General features: G+C 39.7%; 14 protein-coding genes. 8 read left to right on the plus strand and 6 right to left on the minus strand.

Annotation, left to right across the window (positions count from 1 at the left end; all coding sequences use genetic code 11):
* Positions 1 to 28 precede the first annotated feature (28 nt).
* From F933_RS10880 to recD, 3 genes are all read left to right on the plus strand, one after another.
* Complete coding sequence (locus tag F933_RS10880; RefSeq protein WP_005061095.1) at positions 29 to 3,691, plus strand: exodeoxyribonuclease V subunit gamma; 3,663 nt, start codon at positions 29 to 31, stop codon at positions 3,689 to 3,691.
* A 3-nt stretch (positions 3,692 to 3,694) separates the two neighbouring features.
* Positions 3,695 to 7,408, plus strand: coding sequence for a UvrD-helicase domain-containing protein (locus F933_RS10885; RefSeq protein WP_005061098.1), 3,714 nt, complete (start codon positions 3,695 to 3,697; stop codon positions 7,406 to 7,408).
* Between the two features lie 132 nt (positions 7,409 to 7,540).
* Positions 7,541 to 9,253: an exodeoxyribonuclease V subunit alpha gene (gene recD, locus F933_RS10890; protein WP_378236435.1), complete on the plus strand. Its 1,713-nt coding sequence runs from the start codon at positions 7,541 to 7,543 to the stop codon at positions 9,251 to 9,253.
* Positions 9,254 to 9,952: 699 nt separating this feature from the next.
* Here the strand turns inward: recD and F933_RS10895 are convergent.
* The gene (locus F933_RS10895) at positions 9,953 to 11,251 is read right to left on the minus strand and encodes a serine hydrolase domain-containing protein (RefSeq protein ID WP_005061102.1); all 1,299 of its coding nucleotides are present in this window, start codon (positions 11,249 to 11,251) and stop codon (positions 9,953 to 9,955) included.
* A 237-nt stretch (positions 11,252 to 11,488) separates the two neighbouring features.
* On the opposite strand from F933_RS10895, the gene rpsO reads away from it, so the two are divergent.
* The 4 genes from rpsO (at position 11,489) to F933_RS10915 (ending at position 17,042) form a co-directional block, all read left to right on the plus strand.
* Positions 11,489 to 11,758 (plus strand): 30S ribosomal protein S15, encoded by a 270-nt coding sequence (rpsO, locus tag F933_RS10900; protein WP_005051078.1) that lies wholly within the window; start codon positions 11,489 to 11,491, stop codon positions 11,756 to 11,758.
* A 257-nt stretch (positions 11,759 to 12,015) separates the two neighbouring features.
* Positions 12,016 to 14,106 carry a polyribonucleotide nucleotidyltransferase gene (gene pnp / locus F933_RS10905; RefSeq protein WP_171065718.1) on the plus strand — a complete coding sequence of 697 codons (2,091 nt, stop codon included), beginning with the start codon at positions 12,016 to 12,018 and terminating at the stop codon, positions 14,104 to 14,106.
* 256 nt (positions 14,107 to 14,362) lie between these two features.
* A complete protein-coding gene (locus F933_RS10910) occupies positions 14,363 to 15,682 on the plus strand; it encodes a dicarboxylate/amino acid:cation symporter (RefSeq protein WP_005061105.1) in 1,320 nt (439 codons plus the stop codon).
* A gap of 136 nt (positions 15,683 to 15,818) precedes the next feature.
* The gene (locus tag F933_RS10915) at positions 15,819 to 17,042 is read left to right on the plus strand and encodes a magnesium transporter CorA family protein (RefSeq protein WP_005061107.1); all 1,224 of its coding nucleotides are present in this window, start codon (positions 15,819 to 15,821) and stop codon (positions 17,040 to 17,042) included.
* A 34-nt stretch (positions 17,043 to 17,076) separates the two neighbouring features.
* On the opposite strand, the gene F933_RS10920 is transcribed toward F933_RS10915, so the two are convergent.
* Positions 17,077 to 17,403: a chaperone modulator CbpM gene (locus F933_RS10920; protein ID WP_004659218.1), complete on the minus strand. Its 327-nt coding sequence runs from the start codon at positions 17,401 to 17,403 to the stop codon at positions 17,077 to 17,079.
* Between the two features lie 11 nt (positions 17,404 to 17,414).
* Positions 17,415 to 18,359: a DnaJ C-terminal domain-containing protein gene (locus F933_RS10925; protein WP_005061110.1), complete on the minus strand. Its 945-nt coding sequence runs from the start codon at positions 18,357 to 18,359 to the stop codon at positions 17,415 to 17,417.
* 175 nt (positions 18,360 to 18,534) lie between these two features.
* Between F933_RS10925 and F933_RS17255 the strand changes: the two genes are divergently transcribed.
* Positions 18,535 to 18,795, plus strand: a complete 261-nt coding sequence (locus F933_RS17255) for a DUF6881 domain-containing protein (protein WP_338025190.1) — start codon at positions 18,535 to 18,537, stop codon at positions 18,793 to 18,795.
* Between the two features lie 36 nt (positions 18,796 to 18,831).
* Here F933_RS17255 and hslO read toward each other — a convergent pair whose 3' ends face one another.
* From hslO to F933_RS10945, 3 genes are all read right to left on the minus strand, one after another.
* The gene (hslO, locus tag F933_RS10935; RefSeq protein ID WP_005061115.1) at positions 18,832 to 19,707 is read right to left on the minus strand and encodes an Hsp33 family molecular chaperone HslO; all 876 of its coding nucleotides are present in this window, start codon (positions 19,705 to 19,707) and stop codon (positions 18,832 to 18,834) included.
* A 117-nt stretch (positions 19,708 to 19,824) separates the two neighbouring features.
* The gene (locus F933_RS10940) at positions 19,825 to 21,645 is read right to left on the minus strand and encodes a cation:proton antiporter domain-containing protein (RefSeq protein WP_005061117.1); all 1,821 of its coding nucleotides are present in this window, start codon (positions 21,643 to 21,645) and stop codon (positions 19,825 to 19,827) included.
* 116 nt (positions 21,646 to 21,761) lie between these two features.
* Positions 21,762 to 23,987 (minus strand): primosomal protein N', encoded by a 2,226-nt coding sequence (locus F933_RS10945; protein WP_034710986.1) that lies wholly within the window; start codon positions 23,985 to 23,987, stop codon positions 21,762 to 21,764.
* Between the last annotated feature and the right edge of the window lie 82 nt (positions 23,988 to 24,069).

The following is a 24,069-nucleotide window of genomic DNA, read 5'->3' on the forward strand; positions in this document are numbered from 1 at the left end:
CAATTTTTTGATGAGGTTGGATTGTTACATGGGTATTCATGTTATTCAGAGTCAACGCCTTGATGTGTTATTACAAGGTGTGATGACATCAATTACCCAGACCAGTACCTCGCCATTTCAAGTGTTTAAAACCCAACATTTTATTGTGCCGAGTGCTGCCCAAGAGCAATGGTTAACGCAGAAAATTGCAGAACAGCAAGGGATGACGGCAAATTATCAATTTCATCAGCGGATTCGTGGCTTTCAATGGTATGCCTATCAACAGGTTCTTGAGAATAAAGAAAAGGTTCGTAAAGCCAATATTCCGCGTTTGATTTTGAAATGGCGTGTGCATCAAGCTTTACAGCCATTCATTCGTGCTGACAAAATCAATCTTGAGCCAGAGCATCCGTTATATTCAATTGTGCAGCGCATTTATGACAGTGCAGATCAGTTGCAACAGGGCACAGAAAAGCAACTTAAAAAACAAAGTATGCTGTATTGGGTGGCAGAACAGGTATCACATCTATTTAATAACTATATGATTTATCGTGGTTACTGTCAGAGTAACTGCCAAAATAATTGTATGTGCTCAGGAAACTGGCTTTCAATTTGGGGACAAAATAAAGCACTCAGTATCGAAAATTTGATCTCGAAAACAGATCAGCAAACGTCAGCATTTAGTCTGCAACAAACTGAACAATTAGAAGCATGGCAACGTTGGTTGTGGCAAAACCATTTTCATGATGACTTTGTAGAAATGCAAAGTATTGATGCTGATTTTTGGCAAATTTTAGATAATGAACAGACTCGCACACAAGCATTAGCGCAATTACCGACACAAGTGATTGTGTTTACTTTATTGGATTTACCGCCGAGTCAATTACAGTTTTTACGCCGTTTGGGACAATATCTAGACGTGTTGATTTTGCACTATAACCCTTCTCAGGAATATTGGGCAGATAGTGTCGATCCCTTGTGGAAACAACGTTATGACTTGGGGGTGAAAGAACGTTTTATTGGCAAAAATCCAAAAGCGACGGATGCTGAAATCTCAGCATTTTTTGAAAGCTTCAGTCTAGGTTTTAATGCCTTAAATCGAGAATCTCGTCATCCATTGCTTACACGACTTGGTAAACAGGCACGTGATAATTTCTCTTTATTGTCGCAATTGGCATCTGGGGAAGAAGGGAACTGGGTGGATGCCTTTGTTGATCATTTTCCTGAAACGCTATTGGGCAAGATACAGTCTGATATTTTTTATTTAGCTGAACCGATTGCTGAGCAATACCCACTTCAAGTGGATGATCATTCGATTCAGATTCATGTTTGTCATTCTAGTTTGAGGCAGCTTGAAGTCCTTAAAGAACAATTAATACATTGGTTATCCGTACCAGACTCTATAGTACGTCGCCCAAATGATATTTTGATTCTGACGCCAAACTTAGCTGAGTTAGAACCCCTGATTCGAAGTGTTTTTCCATCTGTTCCAAATCAACACGATGTGTTTCTTCCTGTCAAAATTGCAGGTGTAGCACAGTTAGATGCTTTAAATGCATGGCGTGCAGTTTTAGGACGACTGCAATTGCCTCAAGGGCGGTTTAGCCAAGATGATTTTGCAGATTGGCTCAATCTTACTGCGACACAACAACGCTATGCTTTGGATTACTCGCAAGCACAGCGCATTTTAGCATTGCTTAATGATGCAGGCTTTAAACGTGGTTTGGATGAGGTGCATCTTAAACAAAGTCTAAGTGCGGAGGATACGGATTACCGCTATAGCTTTAAGTTTGCATTAGATCGTTTAGCGTTAGGTGTTGCCGTACCAGCACATGTGATGGTGCAGCAGACTTTAAGTTATGCATTGGTGCAGCCGAGTGATTTTGAATTGATTGGTATTCTGATTCAGATTTATCAGGATTTATCAGCACGACGAGATTGGTTGGTAGCACATGAACAGGGTCAACGTTTATCTGTAGAATCATGGTTAAAACTGATCAAACAAGATGTGCAAGAGTTTGAGCAAGCTGACATTGTGGCTTTGAAAGCGGTTCGTGAAATTATTCAAAAACAAGAGCGTATGCTGACTTTAGCGAGCTATTACGATGATACTGAAACACAGCTCCGCCAAATATCATTACCTTTGCCGTATATCCTTGAAGAAATTCAACGTACTTTAGAGAGTCAATCTGCGCAAGTTGAACCCACAGGACAAATCACCTTTAGTCAAATTGGACAGATCCGTCCGATTCCTTATCGCTTAATTGTGCTGTTGAATTTGGATACAGGTAAATTTCCAAATCGCGACAGTCATATTCCTTTTGATTTGATGGATGCACTGCGTCAGCAACTAGGGGATCGTTCTCGTTTAGAAGATGATCAGGGGGCTTTTCTAGATGCTGTGCTATTGGCGCAAGAGCAATTATGGTTGTTCTATAATGGCTTTGATATTAATGATGGCGAAGTCCGGGAGCCATCCAGTGTCTTACAAGGTTTTCGTGATCATTTGGGATTGATTATCAAACCGTCTCTCGCTCAATCTCTCTTGCAGGTAGAGACTGCATCAACGCCAAAGCAAGATTATGTGGCGGAAGAATATGCAGTACTGCAAATTCCACCACAACTCTATCCACTTTATTATCTGCATCGCTTGCAGCCCTTTGATCCACTCGGTTTTTTAGCAGAGCAAAGTTATACGCGTTTTCAAGATCATTGGTTTAAAGTGGCGTCACAAATTCAACAGGTCAAAGGTGAGCGCCAAGCTTGGGTGAATACGCCTTATTCTATTGAACAGAGTGAAATGGTGATTTTAGATAGTCAGCAATGGATTCAGGATGTCACCTTTCCAGCAAGACTATATCTAAAAACATTGGGTGTGGAGAATCTCAGTGCCACTGACTTGGTTGATCAAAACGAGCCTTTGCTATTAGATGGTTTAGGTAAATATGCAATCCGCCATTTTTTACAGCAACAGGATAATCAAAGCTCACCAGAGATTCTGCAAGATCAGTTACCTGTAGGTAAGGTGCAGCAAAGTGCTTGGCAACAAAGCCAACTGGAACAACAACGTTTGTTGGAGCGATTGCAGCAATATGCAGTAACACCGACTGAAACAACTCAGCGAGTTTGGCGCGTTTCCAAACAACTGCAAATGAGTTGTGTGACTCCGAAACAAATAATGCAAGACTGGGTCAGTTTAGATGCATCGAGTGCTCGTGCTAAACGCTTTGCCAAAGTGTGGTTGGAATATTTACTGTGGTTGACGCTATTGAATCATGATTCGGCGACAGAGAAGCGCCGTATCGTGGTGTTTAGCGATCAAACCGTGATTTGTGAAGGCTTGAGTTCGCAGCAAGCGCAGCAGTATTTACAAGAATGGTTACACCTTTGGCAAACTGGGCAACAACAACCAGTGGTATTGCCAGCAGCTTTACTGCTTAAGCCCCTAGAAAAAGGAAAACACTATGATTGGATTGAACAGAATAGCCAGCAGGTTTTAGTCGAAGACAGTCAAAAGCAAGTTTTGAAAGATTGGAATGATACAGGCGATTTTTCGGGTTTTGATATGACACAAAACGAAGCGTGTAAACTGCATCGAGATTGGCAATTTATTTTACAAGAACAAGATGCAGCAGCACTATTACAATACGCCTGTGATCATTATAGCTATGCGCTGTATCAACCTATTTTTGAATTTTTACGGGTGGAGTAAGACATGAGTTCAAAATTTCCTGTGTCTTATCAACCCATTTGTGATATTCAATTTGAAGGGCTACATCTGATAGAAGCATCGGCTGGAACAGGTAAAACGTATACTTTATCGAGTTTGATGGTTCGCATTTTCTTAGAAAAATATTTGCCTAACCAAGTAATTGCGACGACCTTTACTCGTGCTGCTGCCGCAGAGTTAAAAAGCCGTATCCGTGCTCGATTGATTGAAGTTCAACAATATTTAGAACCAATGCGAACGGTATTGGAAAGTGATATTTACATACGTGCAGCGCAAGAATCTGATCCGTTGAAGCAGCATTTACTCAAAACTTTTGCACCACGTATTGCCTATGCCTGTGAACGTTTAAAACTGGTGATCGACCAGTTAGATGAGCTGTTCGTAGGAACACTGGATAGCTTTAGCCAAAAGTTATTACGTGAGTTTGCCTTTGAAAGTGGCAAGATCGAACGTGCTCAAATCACTGAAGATGCGAAAGCTTATACCCGTCAATTGATCCATGATGTATTACGAGAATGGATTCAATCACAACCCCAACATGTCATTGATGCACTTTATAGTGTGGGGGCGCTTAAAAGTGTGGATCATTTTGTCGGGATGGTTGAAAGCGCTTTAAATTTTAGCTCTGCACATTTTAATTTACCTGATATGCCTGAAATTGAGCTTGCTCAATTACAACAGTGGCAACAACAAGCACAGCAAATAGACCTCAGTGCTTTGGCTGAATATTTTAATTTAGATGGCGCATATTATTCTCATATTAATGGTACTTCTTTTCGTAACAACGCCTTCAATAAGCTCTTTTGTGAGTCTTTACCGCAGCTATTAAAAGCGCTCGCAGATCCGCAAAATATACAGGTTTTTGATGGTTATCTTTCTGATGCTCGAGAGACTGTTTTTAAATTCTTAGACAAGCTCGACAGTCAGAAGATTTTTAAAAAATGTCCCGCTGAAGTTTCGGATGGGTTTTATCAGCGTCCTACGATTCTACACATTCAAAAACTTTGCCATTCTTTAAAAGAAACACAACAACAATTTGAACAACTTCAGGTGTATCTAAAAGCGTATCTGTGTATTGAAGTCAAAAAACGCTTGCCGCAAGTATTACAGCAAAAAGGCGAAACCACATTTGCCCAACAAATCAAAACATTGTCAGAAGCATTAAAAGGTGAGCAAGGTCAACGTTTTGCGGTGTTTGTACAGGCACGCTATCCTTTGATTTTGGTGGATGAGTTTCAAGATACCAACCAAGATCAAGATGATATGTTAGCGACCATTTGGCGACATCCACAACGTTACCAAAAAGGCTGCATGATCATGGTGGGCGACCGTAAGCAGGCAATTTATGGTTTCCGCGGTGGTGATATGCTGACCTTTTTAAATGCTTATCAAGACATTATGTCGAAGCATGGGCGTGAATATAAGCTGATTCATAACCATCGCTCAGTCAAAGAGTTGGTTGAAGTTGTGGATGTACTATTTCAACGGCAAATGGATTTTGGTGAACAGGTACTTTATGACCCAATCCAAGCGGGTTCACGTCCGCATCCAGCATTGATTGAAAATGGGCAACTCAACCCTGCGCCATTACGTTGGTTACAACTACAAGATGGAAATGAACAAGCAACTCAAGTGGCTTGGAAAATTCAAAGTTTACTCAATCAAGCCTATTTGCAACAGTTATATCTAGATGGAGAAAATCACCAAGTTATCAGTGAAGATGACATTGCGGTACTTTCACGTAGTCATCGTCAGCTAGATGAAGTTCAATATGCTTTAGAGCGATTAGGTATCCGCGTCAATCGCCCATCAAAGCGTAGTGTGTTTGATTCAAAGATCGCGCAAGATGTTGGCGCATTACTGACTGCATTACTGCATCCTTATGATGAAGCGAAGTTGAAGCGTGCTTTACTTAGCCGTTTATTTGGTTTTGATCTGTCACAACTAGTCGCACTTGAGCAAAGTGCAGAAGGGCTGAGTCATTATATTCAGCAGTTCGATGACATCCGCGAAATGTGGCTTAATCAGGGATTCTTGGCGGCATGGCAACGTTGTTTAAATCAATTTGAAATTTGGCAGCAATTGGTCGCAACGCAAAGTAAAGATAATGAACGTGCGGTGGTGAATCTACGCCATCTCACTGATATTTTGAGCCAGCACAGTGAGCATGTTCAAGGCATCCACAACCTCTATCATTGGTATTTAAAACAACTCCATTCTCCAAGTGACCGAGAATGGGAGTTGGAGCACAAGCTATCCAGTGAAGCGGGTGTGCAGTTGATGACTATTCATCAATCCAAAGGTCTAGAATTTAAAATTGTATTTTTACTTGGCGCGAACAAAGCATTTTCTGAAATGCAGAAGACCTTAAATTTCTCCACCACTGAAATTCAAATCCCTGAAACAGGACAGACTCGAACGCAACGCGTTGTGGCAATCGCAGATAAAAACTTTTTGCAACAAACTGAACTCGATCAGCATCAGCAACGTGCACAGGCTGAGCAAAATCGATTATGGTATGTGGCATTAACGCGTGCAAGTCACCGTGTTTATGCGATATTTGAACCTGAAAAGGGCGATAAAAATAAATTATCAGGTTTGGCATTTTGGAAAAACCAAGGGGATATTTTTCAACATCCATATAGTGTTGAAGATCATTTGTTGTTGGAACGCCCAGCTTCATTACGAACACAAGAAACTCAACCAAAACGATTATTAGCCGCTGAGCCTTTACCTACACAACGTTTTTATGCGCGTGGAAAAACCAGTTTTAGTTATTTGGCGCAGCATCTTAAACATAAAGCCAATCGCCTTGATCGTTTAGCAAATGCGGATCAACAGTTTGATCAGGCTGAAGATGAGATCAATCTCTTAACGATTGAAAGTGTTACGGTATCACAACCAATTGCTTGGATTAAACACTATTTTCCAAAAGGAACATTGGCAGGAAATTTCCTGCATGAGATTTTTGAGCAGATTGACTTTCAGCATCCTGAAACATGGATCGAAGAAATTCGTCGCCGTTTTAAAAATACCTATCAAGCTTTATGGGTCGCATTATTAGAACAATATCAGCAACATTTTCCTAAGCAAGAGAATGCTGAGCAGCAGCTATATCAGTGGATTGCGTTGTGGTTAGCAGATGTACTGCAAACACCACTCAACCAAGGTTTTCAATTACAACAATTAGTCGTAGGGCAGTATTTATCAGAGTGTCCGTTTTACTTAGCATTATCTGATCGTGTGTTAGCGATGCAGCGCGTACAACAGTTATTTGAAGAATATAAGATTCAAATGCCTGAGTTTATTGATGCGAAATCAGCACGTTATTTGAATGGTTCGATTGACTTAGTTTACTTTGATGGACAGCGATACCATATTGCTGATTATAAGAGTAATTACTTAGGTGAAGATCAAGCAGATTATCAATCTACACACATTGCTGAAAGCATGTCTTTATCCAGTTATTGGCTTCAAGCCGCTTTATATTTGGTGGCATTGCACCGTTATTTAAGCGTGAAATTGCAAAATTATCGTATCGAGCAGCACTTGGGTGGTGCGTCTTATTTATATTTGCGTGGTATGAATGGACAAGCTGATCAAGGCCATTTTTATTGGAAACCTGAGGATGAGTTTATCTTGCGCTTAGACGCAATATTGGGATATTTCATTGAGGATAAACTAGGAAAAGGTGTGTAGATAAAATGGCTAAATTTAAATTAAACAAAATCTTATCATGTGGATAAGCATGTTTATAACCTTGTGGACAAGCGTGTGGGTAAGTTTGAGGATAACTCTGTGGACAAGCTAATCAATGATCGGTCAGAACAAATGACTTGGATAAATATGTGGAGTCGTTATCTCACACAAGCCCCATTTTCTCAATCTGCTCAAGCAGATAGCGCTGCACATGTATTACAACAACTGGTTGAAGCCAGTTTAAATGGCGATAGTTGTATTCAAGTTGATTCAGTTCAACTCGAAACCTTGGGTGATTTAGCAATTTCAAGCGAGAAAGCAGCCACTCAAGTTGCCCCATGTGTCTACGATCAGCAGGGCTTGGCATTATACCGATATTGGCAGTTAGAACAACGCCTCGCACAGCAGATTTGCCGATTAAAGCGACAAATGACACCAGCAATCGATATTTCTGAGTATGAATCATTGCTTGAAGATGAATTTCAACAAGCTGCTCTGAAAATGGTATTGCAACAATGGCTCAGTATCATCACAGGTGGGCCAGGTACAGGTAAAACGTATACCTTGGCACGTATCATTGCGGCACTCAACCAAATGATTCCTGATATCCGAATTGCAATGGCTGCACCCACCGGAAAAGCCGCGCAGCGAATGCAGGAAGCACTGCAAAATTCATTTAAAGATCCTAAATTAATTGCTTCTGGTTTAGTCACAGATGAGTTGCGCAATCAAACCACTCAAACCTTGCATCGTTTATTGGGAATGGGAAATCGACAAATTCCTCGCTTTAATGCGAAGCAGCTCTTGCCTTATGATGTGATTGTTGTCGATGAGGCATCGATGTTGGACTTAAATCTCGCCACTGCATTGCTTGAAGCTGTACCTGAATCTTGTCGAATTATCTTACTAGGTGATGCTAATCAATTGGCTTCGGTTGATGTAGGCTCAGTTTTGGCAGATTTACAGCAAGTTGATGCTTTGGCTGAGAACCGCGTGCAGCTTAAAAATAGCCGTCGATTTTCAGATGAAGCCAAAATCGGACAATTTGCACGATTTATTCAAGCACACCAAGATTCATCACGACCAGAATTGATTTTGACACAACTTGAAGACGAAATTGTAAAAGCTGCGCCGTTGCAAGATATTACATTAACTAAAGAAATGTCAGATGTGATCCAACTCGAGTATTTCGCTACTGCACAAGAAATGGATGTTGAGCAATATCAACAAAAATTAATGTATGGTTTTCGAGCTTATGTTGATTCATTAATTACCTATTTAAATGCTGAGCAACCGACAGAATATATTCAACAGGTGATCAGTGCTTTTGATGACTACCGAATTTTAGCGGCAGTTAAACATGGTACTTTAGGTATTGAACAAATCAATCGATATGCTGAACGCTGGTTAAATCAGCAACTCAAGCAGATAGCGATTGCTGAATGGTATGTGGGTCGTCCTGTAATGATGACTTATAACGACTATCAGTTAGGAATTTCAAATGGCGATATTGGAATTTGTTTTAAACATAGAACTCAGCCACAGCAATTTGAAGTGTTTTTTCCAAGTTTAAACAAATGGATTTCAGCACACCGTTTGCCTAGAAATATGCAAACCGCTTTTGCTTTAACTATTCATAAATCTCAAGGTTCAGAGTTTACGCATACAGCGATAGTATTTGATGCAAATGCAGAAAAACTATTAAGCCAAGAGTTAATTTACACAGCCGTCACCCGAGCTAAAAAAGTGGTGACACTGCTAGCAGACCGGAAAGCATTGTTACAATCACTTACAGTACGAACAGTTCGCCGCAGTGGTTTAGTGCAAAAGATCAATTTAACGTGATTGTGTAATTATTCTTTAAAATTCACTATTTTGTAAGCAAAAGCTTACAGAGATTCGAGATATTGTCGCTAGAGTGAAATAAAGGTTTTTGAGATCATGTATACACAAAGAGCCTAGCAAGGAAAGCTAGGTAAATCGCAAAAATATAATAATAACGTCAATGAGACAGCGAACTTACAGTGAGGTAAGTGATAAAAGAGGAAACTTACAGCCGCTAAGCCTTGTAGTTTTGGGAGAGACTACAGGGCTTTTTTATTTATATCAAAAAATACTTATAACTCTATGATAATTATTGTATTTATTTTGTTCAAATTTTTAAAAAGTCTTCTATCCACACCTTTATTTTAAACTTCATTTTTCAAGGGCTATTTACACTAAACATTTAAACTAAAAATATGATTGTTCTACAATTATTCTTTATTATTAAGTTAAATGTTATACAGACCTGTACGTTTTTGCTTACAAAGAGATAAGCAAAATGCTATTTTTCTCCATAATTGATTATGACAGAATAGTCGTTATAGAAAGATAGCAAACATCTGAATAAAGACTAAAAATATGATGTGTGCAGTACATTCAGAGGGCCGAATGTAGAAGATAAAAACAACGAATAATAAAAATAAAGTAAAAATGATAATAATAAAAAACTACGCGCAAATGCCCAAGCTACAACTTGGGCTTTTTTGTGCTTACTATTCTTTAAACGTTATCATTTTCTGTACGATCAGTGGCAAATAACGAACGACGTTGATTTTTGGGAATCTTCGGGCAGTTCGTTGAGATTTGATATAGTGTTTTTGCTAGTGCTGGTAAATGTGTTCCAACAACAGATTTTCCAGTCGTCAACAGAGATACACTAATATCACGCTCAGGATCAGCCCAGCATAAAATATTAGAGAAACCAATATGTCCAAAAGCTTGCCCTGTCATTGGTCCAAATAAACCAATCGGATTGCTTCCTAACATTGGACCTAATGCATATCGCATTGGTGCTAATAAAGTACGATCCAAGCTTACACCAGAAGTAGGAAGGGTTGATCTAAACACTGTTTGTGGTGACATGATTTGCTTACCTTGGTATTCACCACCACTTAATAACATTTCGAAAAAGCGTCCAGCTTGTTCAGCACTGGTATAGATGTTTCCAGCAGGACAAATCGTATCCATAAAGCGGTTGTCATTAGTCACATCGACCGCAAGTTGTAGCCCGCCACCCAATACGTGATTGAGATAGTGATCCGTGCCTAAACTTGGATGAATCCCCGTGGCATAGTTTAGTGCGACATCGTCACGATATTCAGGTTTTAAACCATAGTTGAAATAATCTAAACCCATCGGTTTCTCGATATTTTCAGCTAAAAAATCTCGAACACTTTGTCCAGTGACGCGCTTAACGATCTCACCCAAAATATAGCCTGCTGTTACAGCATGGTAGGCAAGATGTGTCCCTGAAGGAGAAACTGGTTTTGCTGCGCATAACAGTTTTAAAATTTCTTCCTGACTAAAAAGCAGCTCGGGAGTAACTTCACTGTCAATGCGAGGGATACCGCCACGATGCGAGAGCAAATGAAAAATAGTGGCGCGACGCTTACCATTCACCCCATATTCAGGAATATAGTAACTAATAGGATCCAGTAAATTCAGATCACCACGTTCATCCAGCATATGGATGAGCATTGCAGTGACCATTTTAGAGGCAGAGAATAAGCAAACAGGGGTATCAGGCGTGCCAATCTTAGCATCTGTAGCTAAACCCTCTGGTGAATTTCCTTGTGCATGACCGATACTTCTATTTAAAAGAATTTGCCCCTGACGACGTAAACACAATGTGATGAGTGGATAGTTTCCTGTTTTATACAGAGATTCAACGCTGTTCCAAATTTTTTGGACTTGTTTATCTGTCATCCCGCCTAATTCGGCAGCGACTTCATCTTTAGTGCGAATGACTTGATTTAAGTCATTGGGTACATAACAGGTATTGGTTGATAAAATTTTCACGATTCCCTCGCATTTTTTCGTTTTCTTTCATCTCTGTCATAAACTGAAAACAGAATAATGTTAGTGTGCCTATTTTGTTTAGCGCTGTCAGCTGCCGAAATGCCCGTGAAGTTAAAACATTTTTGCAATATAACGACAGATCACTTAAAATAGGCGACTTGCTGTAGTGATGCACGGCAGTCAGTTGCTCGCAACTGATCAATATCATTTATTTTTTAAGCATCTCGGAGAAATCGAATGGCTTTAACTAACGCAGATCGCGCAGAGATCATTGCTAAATACGCTCGTGCTGAAAACGACACAGGTTCACCAGAAGTTCAAGTTGCTTTATTGACTGCTCAAATCAATGATTTGCAAGGTCACTTTAAAGAACACAAACACGACCATCATAGCCGTCGTGGTTTGATTCGTATGGTAAACCAACGTCGTAAATTACTTGATTACTTAAACGGTAAAGATCACGGTCGTTATGTTGCTTTGATCGGCGCATTAGGTTTACGTCGTTAATTCGATTTGGCTTTGTTTTCGCTATTTCGCATGTTGTTATGCTTTATTGTTGAAAATAAGGTTTCGCTTAATTTAAGTTAAGCGATTTTTAGAAGGGGCGCTTGTTCGCTCCTTCTTTGTGTTTAGCTTTTTTTAAAAAATTTGGTCTAGTGCGATGGCTTCTAAGCTTTGTCATTTATCTACACAGCAGTTGTAGTCTGAATGCCAAACCTTAGGGGTCTCACTAGAATAAAATTAGGAAAATACAATATATGTCTATGTTTAATATCATTCGTAAAGAATTCCAATTTGGTCAACACCAAGTTGTTTTAGAAACGGGTCGCGTTGCACGTCAAGCAAATACAGTTTTAGTCACGATGGGTGGTGTAACTGTTTTAGTCGCAGTTGTTGCGCAACCTAAAGCAAAAGCTGGTCAAGACTTTTTCCCATTGACTGTTAACTATCAAGAAAAACAATATGCTGCGGGTCGTATCCCGGGTGGTTATGGTAAACGTGAAGGCCGTGCTTCTGAAGCTGAAACTTTAATTTCACGCTTAATTGACCGTCCAATTCGTCCGTTGTTCCCAGAAGGTTACTTCAACGAAATTCAAGTAACAGCAACAGTTGTTTCTTCTGACAAAACGATGGATGCTGATATTGCTGCAATGCTTGGTGCTTCAGCGGCATTGTCTATCGCTGGTACACCTTTCCGTGGTCCAATCGCTGGTGCACGTGTTGGCTTAATCAACGGCGAATATGTTTTAAACCCGAACTTTGAACAATTAAAAGAAAGCGATCTTGACCTTGTGGTTGCGGGTACAGAATCAGCTGTGCTTATGGTTGAATCTGAAGCGAAAGAACTTTCAGAAGATCAAATGTTAGGTGCTGTACTTTTTGGTCATGACGAAATGCAAATTGCAGTTCAAGCGATCAAGGAATTTGCTGCCGCTGCAGGCGCAGTTGAATCAACTTGGGTTGCTCCAAGCAAAAACGAAGCATTGCTTGAGCAATTAAAAGCAGCATTCGAAGCTAAAATCTCAGAAGCATATACCATTGCTGTGAAACAAGACCGTTATGCTGCACTTGACGCGCTTTATGCTGAAGCAGTTGCACAGTTCGTTCCAGAAAATGACGAAACGGGTATTGCTGATGAAGTAAACGAATTATTTGAAGATCTTAAATACCGTACAGTACGTGACAACATTTTATCGGGTAAACCGCGTATTGATGGTCGTGACACGAAAACTGTTCGTGGTATCGATGTGCAAGTGGGTGTATTAGATCGTGCTCACGGTTCTGCATTATTTACACGTGGTGAAACTCAAGCGTTGGTAACAACAACTTTGGGCAATACTCGTGATGCGTTAATGGTTGATACCCTTGCTGGTACTAAAACTGACAACTTCATGTTGCACTATAACTTCCCTGCATACTCTGTAGGTGAAACTGGTCGTGAATCTGGTCCTAAACGTCGTGAAATCGGTCATGGTCGTTTGGCGCGTCGTGGTGTGCAAGCAGTTCTTCCTGCGGCTGACCGCTTCCCTTATGTGATTCGTATTGTATCTGACATTACTGAATCAAATGGTTCATCTTCTATGGCTTCTGTATGTGGTGCTTCATTATCACTTATGGATGCAGGTGTTCCATTAAAAGCACCAGTTGCGGGTATCGCAATGGGCTTAGTGAAAGAAGGCGAGCGTTTTGCAGTTCTTTCTGACATCTTGGGTGATGAAGATCATCTTGGCGATATGGACTTTAAAGTAGCAGGTTCTGCAAACGGTATTACTGCACTTCAAATGGACATCAAGATCGAAGGGATCACTGAAGAGATTATGGAAGTTGCATTAAACCAAGCTTTTGCTGGTCGTATGCACATCTTGAATGAAATGAACAAAGTCATTTCACGTGCGCGTGCAGAAATTAGTGCCAATGCGCCGACTTTCGAAGTAATCAATATCAATCCAGACAAGATTCGTGACGTGATTGGTAAGGGTGGTGCAACCATTCGTGCGATTACTGAAGAAACTAAAGCTGCGATTGATATCGAAGATAACGGTACAGTACGTGTATTTGGTGAAACTAAAGCTGCTGCTCGTGCTGCGATTGCGAAAATCCAAGCACTTACTGCTGAAGTTGAACCAGGTAAGATCTATGATGGTAAAGTGATTCGCATCGTTGAATTTGGTGCGTTCGTTAATATCATGCCAGGTACTGACGGTTTACTTCATATTTCGCAAATCTCAAATGAGCGTATTGCAAATGTGACTGATGTATTGAAAGAAGGTCAAGAGCTTAAAGTACAAGTTGCTGATGTTGATAATCGTGGTCGTATCAAGTTGACAATGAAAGATATTGAGCAAGCTCAATAATAGTAAGATCTCAGCTTAAAAAAAGCGCATTGTTTTAACAATGCGCTTTTTTATTAACTTAATGAAAGTTATAGATATAAAAAATCAAAACTATAAACATAAATCAAATTTATATTAGACATTAGTCTAGTGCTCAAATTGTATTTATCACAATTAACGTAGAATCCTCAAACTTTCCGCTCCTACCTGAGTTTGTTAGGTTTTAGATAGACAGTCGGAAGTCTATTTTTCATCCCAATATGAAGGAATATCGCGCATGCACGTCGACCATGTAGCCGCAGGTCAAGATGACCAACAGCCACCAAAGAAACCCAAATTTTATCAAATCCTCTATGTGCAAGTGATCTTCGCAATTGTTGCGGGGATATTATTAGGTCATTTTTTTCCTGAATTTGGTGAAAGCTTAAAGCCACTTGGTGAAGCCTTTATTAAATTGGTTAAGATGATTATTGCTCCTGTGATTTTCCTGACCGTTGTGACTGGTATTGCTGGGATGAAAAATCTCGGTAGTGTTGGGCGTGTAACAGGTAAAGCGATGATCTACTTTCTGACCTTTTCAACACTTGCGCTGATCATTGGTCTGATTGTTGGTAATTTGATTGAACCTGGACATGGTTTAAATATTGACCCAAGCACTTTGCACAGCACTAAAGTAGATGAATATGCGGCTAAAGCACATGAATCGACTATTACTGGTTTTTTAATGAATATCATTCCTGATACTTTGATCAGTCCATTCGTGTCTGGACAGATTCTTCAGGTTTTATTTGTTGCAGTACTATTTGGTTTGGCATTGGCTAAATCAGGTGATCTTGGTCGTCCTGTAACCGATTTTCTTCAACAATTAACCAATCCTGTTTTTACCTTGGTTGGTATGTTGATGAAGTTCGCTCCAATCGGTGCATTTGGTGCGATGGCATTCACGATTGGTGCGTATGGTATTAGCTCTATTGGTAATCTCATGTTGCTGATTGCAACGTTTTACATCACGGCTTTATTGTTCGTCATCATCGTTTTAGGTGCAGTGGCAAAATACAATGGTTTCTCCATTATTGATCTCATTCGTTATATCAAAGATGAATTGTGGTTAGTACTTGGAACAAGCTCATCTGAAGCAGCACTCCCATCACTTATGGCGAAGATGGAAAAAGTGGGTTGTGAAAAATCAGTTGTTGGTTTGGTGATTCCAACAGGTTATTCATTTAACTTGGACGGTACCAATATCTATATGACCTTGGCTGCTTTATTTATTGCACAGGCATGTAATATTGAACTGAGCTTTACTCAGCAGATCACGATTTTATTGGTTGCGATGCTGAGTTCTAAAGGTGCAGCAGGTATTACTGGTGCAGGTTTTATTACCTTAGCGGCGACACTTTCAGTTGTACCTGCGATTCCAGTTGCGGGTATGGCATTGATCTTAGGTATTGATCGCTTCATGTCGGAATGTCGTGCATTAACCAATTTAGTTGGTAATGCGTGTGCAACAATCGTGGTTGCAAAATGGGATAATGCTTTAGATAAAGAGCAATTAGACCAAGCTTTAAAACATGGTATCGTGAAGCAAGACGTTTAATTTTTAATATTGTTAAAAAGCCTTCATGCAATACATGAAGGCTTTTTTTTGGATTATATTTTGCTATGTAATATCCATAGCTTTTTACGAAGCTTCATGGCAGCATTTGCTTAGATATTCACACTCATAAAGACCTATGCAACTTTATTATTTTTATCGCCATAATACTGAAAATACCGTTTTTATTAGCGCAGAAGAACATTTAGAACATACGCTTGAATTTTTATGGGTGGATAGCTTAAGACAAGATCTTGTGAATCATACCGAGACATGGCAAAAGAGTATTTACGAGCATACTGGGCTTATACCCAATGAATTTCATATGCGCGATTTACTCAATATTGAGCATCCTTGTGCATTTGACACTGTTGAGGAATATGATCTTCTGGTATTTAGAAAGCTGATTAGCCCAGATGATCAGATTCTTGAAAGTGATAGCACCACTGAATCACATGAAAGTATTTTTGGTTTAGCGACCACTCCAATGAGTTTTATTTTTACCCCCACGGTTTTGGTGAGTGTAAGAGAGCAGGGTAATAAAGCGGTAGAAAGTTACATTCAGCGTCTACAAATGATTATGGGGCGAGCAATTGTAGAGCAAAATAAACCGCGTAAATTACCCAGTACACCTGCTGATCTATCCTTAAGATTACTTAATAGCATGATTGATGGTTATCTGAATCTACGTAAACCATTGACGCGCCGTGTGGAGTATTGGCAACAGCAGCTATTACAAGGCAATCGTCGTTTTAAGCAGTGGCATCAGTTGTTCCATGAGGATATGGCATTTCAGCAAATTGAAAACTTATGTGAAGAACAGATTGAAACTTTGCAGGAGTTTAGAGATGAACTCGTGGATAATTATCATCATGTATTCGGTGAGCGTAAACATAAAGCACAGGACATTCTCTTGGTTCGTTTGAATGATTTGATGAGCCATGTTGAACGCGTGCAAAAACATACCTTACGTTTAAGGAATGCAATTCAATCTGCAATAGATTTACATTTCTCAGCAATCGCCAATCAAACCAATGAAAACATGCGTATCTTGGCAATCATTACTGCGATATTTGCACCGCTGACTTTGTTAACGGGAGTATATGGCATGAACTTTGAGTTTATTCCGGGACTGAAATCACCTGTTGGCTTTTGGATCATGCTTGGGGTTATGCTGATGAGTACTGTCTTCTTGCTCTATTATTTCTATCGACAGCATTTGGTTGGACGTGGTGAGCGTAGTGTGATTGATTTGCTGGCCCAGCAGCATCGGCAGCGTAATTTTAATTTGTTGTGGTTCTTGGATTATGAACCGATTAAGCAAACGCTAAAAGAAGTCGAGAAAATGACTAAACTGAAATAAAGAGTTTAGTCATTTATGAATCCGATACATTTGATTAATGAAAATGTTTGAGTTGTTTGCGTAGTTGTTGGACTTCATCAATTAAGTCTAACATTACGGCGACAGCAGAGAGACTTGCATCGAAGTCACGTTGTAAACGATATGCTCGACGAGCGCGTGCAACATCTTCACCGATGAATTGATAGCTTTGTGGATCGACCTGAATTTGTAAAATTTCATAATCAATGAGTTTTAAAACCCAGTCAGTGCTTTGTCCACAAGCCTCTGCAAAGTGCTCAAGATCAAGTGCCAATTGTTCATCAATGATTTCAACTTGGCAGTGACCGTCATATTGAATTTCTTTGTATTGAATGGTTGTCATGATCTTACTCCTTATGAGGCACGAGGTCTGAACGATGAAAAGCTTTCAGCAAATGTTTGGTAAGCTTGTTGTTCTTGTTCGGTATGTGCTGGCGGTAAAACAATATTAATTATTAAATACAGATGTCCAACGTTTTTGTTTGGAATCCCTTTATCTTTTAAGCGTAATTGTTGTCCATTTTTGGCATTTTTCGGTAAGTTCACTTTAAGCAGCCCAGCAGGAGTATGAACTTCAATACTTTCTCCGAGACCTGCTTCCCAAGGGCTAACATCAATGGTTTGATAAACATCCGCGCCTTCGACACGGATTCGATCAGTCTCTTTGTATTGGAGCTCAATATAAAGATCACCATTTTCGCCGCCATTGATACCACTTTGTCCTTGACCATTTAAGCGGATTTGTTGACCTTCTTTCATTCCTTTAGGAATTTTAACTTCTAAGGTTTTTCGTTGGACTTCGGGTTCGCCATAAACACTATAGGTTGGAATTTGTAGTGTAATTTGTTGTGTTGAACCATGATAGGCAATATCTAAATCGACCTGAATACTGGCGTGTTGGTCTTCGCCACGATAGCTGCGTTGTTGACGCTGCGAACGTTGTTGCCCTCCGCCGAAACCTGAACCGAAACGACCAAATAAATCTTCAAAGCCACTAAAATCTGCACCATCTCCTGAGCTTTGACGATAGAATTGTGAGCCATCAAATCCGCTTGGATTACCTTGCCCAGAATGCGAAAAACCTTGTGGATGATCGAGCATCTGATCATATTCAGCTTTTTTTTCGGTATTGCTTAAAGTGTCATAGGCAACATTGATCGCCTGCATTTTAGCTTCCGCATCTTTTTCTTTGCTAATGTCAGGATGATATTTACGCGCCAGTTTTCGATAGGCTTTTTTAATTTCATCTGCAGAAGCTTCTCTGGTCACACCTAATTCTTCATAATAGTTTTTTGGCATTGATTATCGTCTTATCTATTGCTTTTCATTCTATTATTTGACGATTGAGGGAGAAAAGACAGAGGGGAAGTGTGTTGATCTTGTTTCAGATGAGAAAATCAATAATAAATCGTCACTTTGATTCATTTGGAATAAAATTATGCAATATTGGAAAGTAGCGTAGATTCATGATTTTATTGATGAACCTATATTTATATATGGAGAACTCAATGATGAATTTGAAGAAATACGTAAAGTCGAAATGTTTAGAGATGGTCGATTAGGGTATGCAAGCATAAGCGGACTTGAATATCTTACTTTGAGTTCGGAAACCAATTGGCTGCCTAAAGAAGAAATAGAAGTAGATCCACAATTTATTGTTGAAGTAATTTCTAAAGTAGAATTTGAAAAGGTTTGGATTCAAGCGATTAGCAATAATACCCATATAGATGAATGAACTCCCATGAATGAATAACATGGGAGTTGTTAAGGTTTAACTCAAATGCTCACCAAACAAAGCTAAAGCTTCTTCGGCGGTAAATTCATAACGTGTGTTACAGCATTGGCAATCCATTTGAATCGGATTTTGAACTTCAAGAGATTCATGTACTGCTGTTACACCAATTTGAATCAATGCATTAGCACAGCGTTCACGAGAGCAAGTGCAACCAAACTTTAACTCTTCAACATCAGGTAGGCGAACTTCTTCTTCATTATACAAACGATAAAGAATTTCATCGGCTGAAAGATCAGTGAGTTCTTCAGGTTTTAAGGTTTCGGTTAGCATGGTCAAACGTGGCCATAAATCTTCGTCAACCAATCTTTGTTCTTCTTCGTCATTACGAGGAAGGAGCTGAATCAATAAACCGCCTGAACGCTGACTATTGGTCGCCAACACAATGTGAGTCGGAATCTGTGCAGATAAGTCGTAGTATTGGATTAAACAACCCGCCAAGGTCGGTTGATCCAGCGGTACGATACCTTGATAGCGTTCACCATGTTCTGGTTCAATATTAATAAACAGAATAGGATTGGTTAATGCTGCAAGTACAGTGCTACTGTCCGTACCTTCGGCGAAGCGTGGGTCTTCTTCATAATCAGCCAAAGCACGGACCTCACCTAAATGATTACACTCAGCCATTGCCCATTTAAATGTACCATTTGCTTGAATCTGTAAGCTAATACGCCCTTGAATCTTCAATGTGCTTGCAAGTAAAGCTGTTGCACTTAACATTTCACCCAATAAGCTTTGTACCGCAGGCATATACTCTCGTTTCGCCAAAACAGTTTGCAGTGCTTCTTCCAAATGAACTATTTCACCGCGAATAGGACTATTTTCGATAAAAAAGCGTTGGCGTAAATCAGACATATTTTTCTCCAGTACCCCTAAGGGGAAAACAAAGCAACGCTTTGCCTTTAAAAGCGCAAAAGGCTTTATAAAAGGTCTATGGTTATGCAGTCAATAATGGTGTCAGTTTGTCAAAACTCAAGATGTTTGATTGGGTGAATTTGCATCAGTTTGTGTGTTTTGCTCATGCTTCATCCGATTTGGACTGAAAGTTTTTGTATTTTCAAATAAGTATTGCAGTTCAGCAATGGCACTCGGATAACTTTCAACAATATCTTGTTCTTGAGAAAGGTAATGTTGCTGCATCAGCAGTTGTTCATCTTCCTGTTTAAATAACTCAATTTGTGCCTGTGCTTCATCACTTGAAATACCTGTCTTAACTAAAGCTTGCATAGCCATATTTAATGAAGATGCGTAAGTTTCTCGCCAAATATTTGGAATACCTAAACTATTGATCAAATGAGCATGGTGACGGTCACGTGCTCGAATAAAGATGGTTAAATCAGGATAGTTCAGGCGTAAGTGACGGGCTAAATTCATGCTGTCTTCAACATCATCAATAGCAAGGATAAGAAGTGTACAGTATTCGATCCCAGCGGCACGTAAGTTTTCAACTTGCGTGACATCAGCATCCATAAAACGGTGTCCATATTGTTCAATAAAGTCTGCGTTCGGCTGATTGCTATCAATCACACTGAATTGCTTGCCTTGTGCATGTAAAGCGCGTGCAACCACTTGTCCAAAACGACCAAATCCGACGATCACAATAGGGTGTTGTGGAATATCGATCTCATTTGTAGCCATATTGTTCTGATGGAATCTAGGCAAAATCTTGCTATTCAATAACCAATACAATGGTGGCGTTAACAACATGGAGCCGAATATAACCAGTAAGCTAGATTGTAGCAGCGGTGTTGTGAGTAAACTTTCATTTTCAGCTAATTTGAGCAGAATAAAGCTTAGTTCACCACTTTGCGCTAGTGTAATTGCGACTAGCATGCTGAGTTTGGTATCACGTTGTTGATAATAACTTACTGCTGCAATCACAATCGCTTTGATCAAAACCAAAGCTAAAATACATGTGACAATAAAAAGAGATGTTTGACTTAAAGGTTCTAGCGAAATTCCTAAACCGATCGCAAGGAAAAACAGACCAATCAAGGCATCTTTAAAGGGCAGAATAATCCGCTCAATTTCAGCTTTAAACTCTGTTTCTGCTAATAATACGCCTGCTAAAAATGCACCAATCAAGCTATGAATATTTAAAATATCCATAATCAGGATAACAGACAGTACAACCAATAAGCTCAGTAAAGGAATTAAATGAATACTGTTTTTATGAGCTAAGAATCGAAATGCAGGGCGAACCAAATAGCGACTTGACAAAAATAATCCTGAAATCGTGGCAATGATTGCAGCAAAATAAGCCACACCATGTCGTGTAGACGCCGTATCTTCGAGTAAAGGAAACATTGCGATCAAAATGACAGCAAACAACGCTTGAAACTGCAAAGTAGCTAAACTCATTTGCCCTAAGTGAGCGTTGAGTTGTTGTTTCTGTTGTAGGAACTGTTGTACTAAAGCCACTGCTGAAAAAGCGAAAGCGCAGCCAAGGATAATGCTCGTAAGAAGTTTTTTGAATAATAAAAAGCATATTGCAATCAGAATAGGAGTGATAATTATGAGTTGAAGACCACTATTTCTAAGTATTCTTTTGCGTTCTAACCAAAGCTGTACTGGTCGAAACGAGAAACCAAGAAAGAACATAACACTCATCATGCCCAAACTGAGCAGTTGCTCGATGAGTAGAGGTTCTTCAATCAGACCAAGCACACTTGTACTCAGTAAAAGTCCTGCAATCAGATATCCCAACACTGTGCTTGAAGCATAACGTTTTGTTAAAGGAACAAAAATTAAAGTTGCTATCAGTAAAACAATAATCGGTAGTAATAAAGACATTCAATGCCTCAAGTTTTTCTATTTAGCCTAGACAAAGTATGGTGCAGAGCGTTTATCCATAGGATGGATCAACTTAGAAAGATCACGTGTCATTTTAACTGCTCAAGTCTAGCTCATTAACTAAACTCTTGTGGATCAACATCAATTGATAATCTAAGTTGATGTTGTCGAGGTAAATGTACCACTTGTTGCCACCATTGACGCAAATAAAAATGCAGTTTGGCGCGATCAGCAGACAAAATCACCATATGTGCTCTGAAACGGCCTGCTTTTCGTTCCATAGGCGCAGGAATCGGTCCCCAAATATCAACCAAGTCACCTGCCATGACTCTCAATTGCTGTGCAATATCAGCCAAGAACTGTTGGCTATATTCCCGATCTTTCGATTCAATTCGAACCAAAGCCGCATATCGATAGGGCGGCAGTAGTGCAATTTTACGTTCGGCTAACATCTGCTTGGCGACTGCGCGGTAGTCGTGTTTAATCAGTGTGGTAAGCATCGGATGATCAGGACGGAGACTCTGTAAATACACAGTACCTTTATGTTCTCCACGTCCTGCACGACCTGCGACTTGAACAATTAATTGTGCAGTGCGTTCAGGTGCACGCAAATCCACACTGAGTAGACCTGAATCAATATCTAAAATTGCAACCAAGGTGACATAAGGGAAATGATGACCTTTTGCCAACATCTGTGTACCCAATAAAATGCTGGGTTTATTTTGCTGAATGCGATCATAAATTTTCTGCCAGCTACCTACACGGCTGGTACTGTCACGATCAACACGAATGACTTCATTATGAGGAAACAGTTCTTGTAAATGTTCTTCAAGCTTGACTGTTCCAACCCCAATGGTTTTTAAACTTTGCTTTTGACACTCAGGACAATGATCTGGCAAACGATTGATGGTACCGCAATGATGACAATGCAAATAATGATAAGGTTGTGAATGTAGCGTGAAATGGGCATCACAATGAGGGCAATTCGCTTGCCAACCACAGCTTTCACACATCAGAATCGGTGCATAACCGCGTCGATTTAAAAAGATGAGTACTTGTTCTTTACGTTCTAAAGTCAGTTTGATTTGCTCAATCAATGTTTGACTCATACCATGCTTTTTTTTACTAATTTTTAAATCAATCACATGTATTTTGGGTAGTACTGCAACGCCTGCACGTTGATTCAGTTCAAGCAACTGTAATTTGCCTGATTCAACTAAATGATAACTATCAATACTTGGCGTTGCTGAACCGAGAATGACAGGACAGCCTTGTAAATGACCTCGATATAAAGCGACATCACGGGCATGATAGCGAAAACCTTCTTGTTGTTTATAGGATAAGTCGTGTTCTTCATCTAAAATGATCAAGCCTAGTTGAGGCAATGGTGTATAGATTGCAGAACGTGTGCCTATAATGATTGAAGCTTTACCTGTTTGCGCGTGTTGCCAAGCCTGCAAACGCTTTGAATCATTTAAACCAGAATGCATTAAAGCCACATCACAATGAAAGCGAGATTTAAAGCGAGCGACCGTTTGCGGGGTTAGACCAATCTCAGGAACCAGGACCAGGACTTGTTTACCTTGTTTTAATACTTCATACATGACTTGCAGATAAACTTCGGTTTTACCACTTCCAGTTAAGCCATCGAGTAAAAAGGCTTGGTAATGATCCTTGGCTTTGAGAATTTGTTGGATCGATCTTTTCTGATCTTCATTTGGTGTTAAGGGGACTTGAGCAAGCTGTACAGGTATTGGGGTGAAATCATGTGGTTCGAGACAACATTCGACTAAGCCTTTTTTCTCTAATGCTTTAAGTGTTGCCGTTTCGATACTACTCAGATTTAAAATATTTTCTGTTGTGCCATGAGGATGTAATTTTAAAACCTGATATGCATCATATTGTTTTTGAGAGCGTTTCAATAATACATCTGGATTATCATGCGGAATAATTTTCCAAAGGTGAAACAAAATATCTAAAGCACGGCCTTGTCTTAAAAAACTTGGTAAAGCACTTTGAATCACTTCACCGATGGGAAATTGATAATACTGAGCTGACCATGTCAACAAAGTTAAAACTTGTTGATCTAATATTGCTTCATTATCGAGTAATTCAGTAATCGCTTTAAGTTTGAATTGCCCTGTAAATATTTCGTTTGTATCAACTTTTTCAGTAATGATACCAACGAGGTTTTGCCGTCCAAATGAGACGGCAACACGTGCGCCGACTTGAGCTTGCTGATATTGTTCAGTACTGACCGTGTAGTCAAACGTGTCATACACATAAACGGGTAGGGCAACTCGAATACGGTAAGGAAAAGCGTTAGAATTTTCGGTCGGCATAGAGGCTTCAATCACGTGTAAAATGGCATGACTTCGTGTCATGGAATTATGCTAAAGTGCTGTGCGTTATGTTGATAAACAT

Source organism: Acinetobacter beijerinckii CIP 110307 (assembly GCF_000369005.1).
Lineage (GTDB): Bacteria > Pseudomonadota > Gammaproteobacteria > Pseudomonadales > Moraxellaceae > Acinetobacter > Acinetobacter beijerinckii.

What these genes read in the sequence shown, in the direction of transcription:
- hslO (WP_005061115.1), bottom strand. Translation starts at nt 19,707, where the DNA reads ATGTCTGATTTACGCCAACGCTTTTTTATCGAAAATAGTCCTATTCGC.
- recD (WP_378236435.1), top strand. Translation starts at nt 7,541, where the DNA reads ATGACTTGGATAAATATGTGGAGTCGTTATCTCACACAAGCCCCATTT.
- rpsO (WP_005051078.1), top strand. Translation starts at nt 11,489, where the DNA reads ATGGCTTTAACTAACGCAGATCGCGCAGAGATCATTGCTAAATACGCT.
- pnp (WP_171065718.1), top strand. Translation starts at nt 12,016, where the DNA reads ATGTTTAATATCATTCGTAAAGAATTCCAATTTGGTCAACACCAAGTT.
- F933_RS10920 (WP_004659218.1), bottom strand. Translation starts at nt 17,403, where the DNA reads ATGACAACCATTCAATACAAAGAAATTCAATATGACGGTCACTGCCAA.
- F933_RS10945 (WP_034710986.1), bottom strand. Translation starts at nt 23,987, where the DNA reads ATGCCGACCGAAAATTCTAACGCTTTTCCTTACCGTATTCGAGTTGCC.
- F933_RS10885 (WP_005061098.1), top strand. Translation starts at nt 3,695, where the DNA reads ATGAGTTCAAAATTTCCTGTGTCTTATCAACCCATTTGTGATATTCAA.
- F933_RS10925 (WP_005061110.1), bottom strand. Translation starts at nt 18,359, where the DNA reads ATGCCAAAAAACTATTATGAAGAATTAGGTGTGACCAGAGAAGCTTCT.
- F933_RS10915 (WP_005061107.1), top strand. Translation starts at nt 15,819, where the DNA reads ATGCAACTTTATTATTTTTATCGCCATAATACTGAAAATACCGTTTTT.
- F933_RS10910 (WP_005061105.1), top strand. Translation starts at nt 14,363, where the DNA reads ATGCACGTCGACCATGTAGCCGCAGGTCAAGATGACCAACAGCCACCA.
- F933_RS10880 (WP_005061095.1), top strand. Translation starts at nt 29, where the DNA reads ATGGGTATTCATGTTATTCAGAGTCAACGCCTTGATGTGTTATTACAA.
- F933_RS10940 (WP_005061117.1), bottom strand. Translation starts at nt 21,645, where the DNA reads ATGTCTTTATTACTACCGATTATTGTTTTACTGATAGCAACTTTAATT.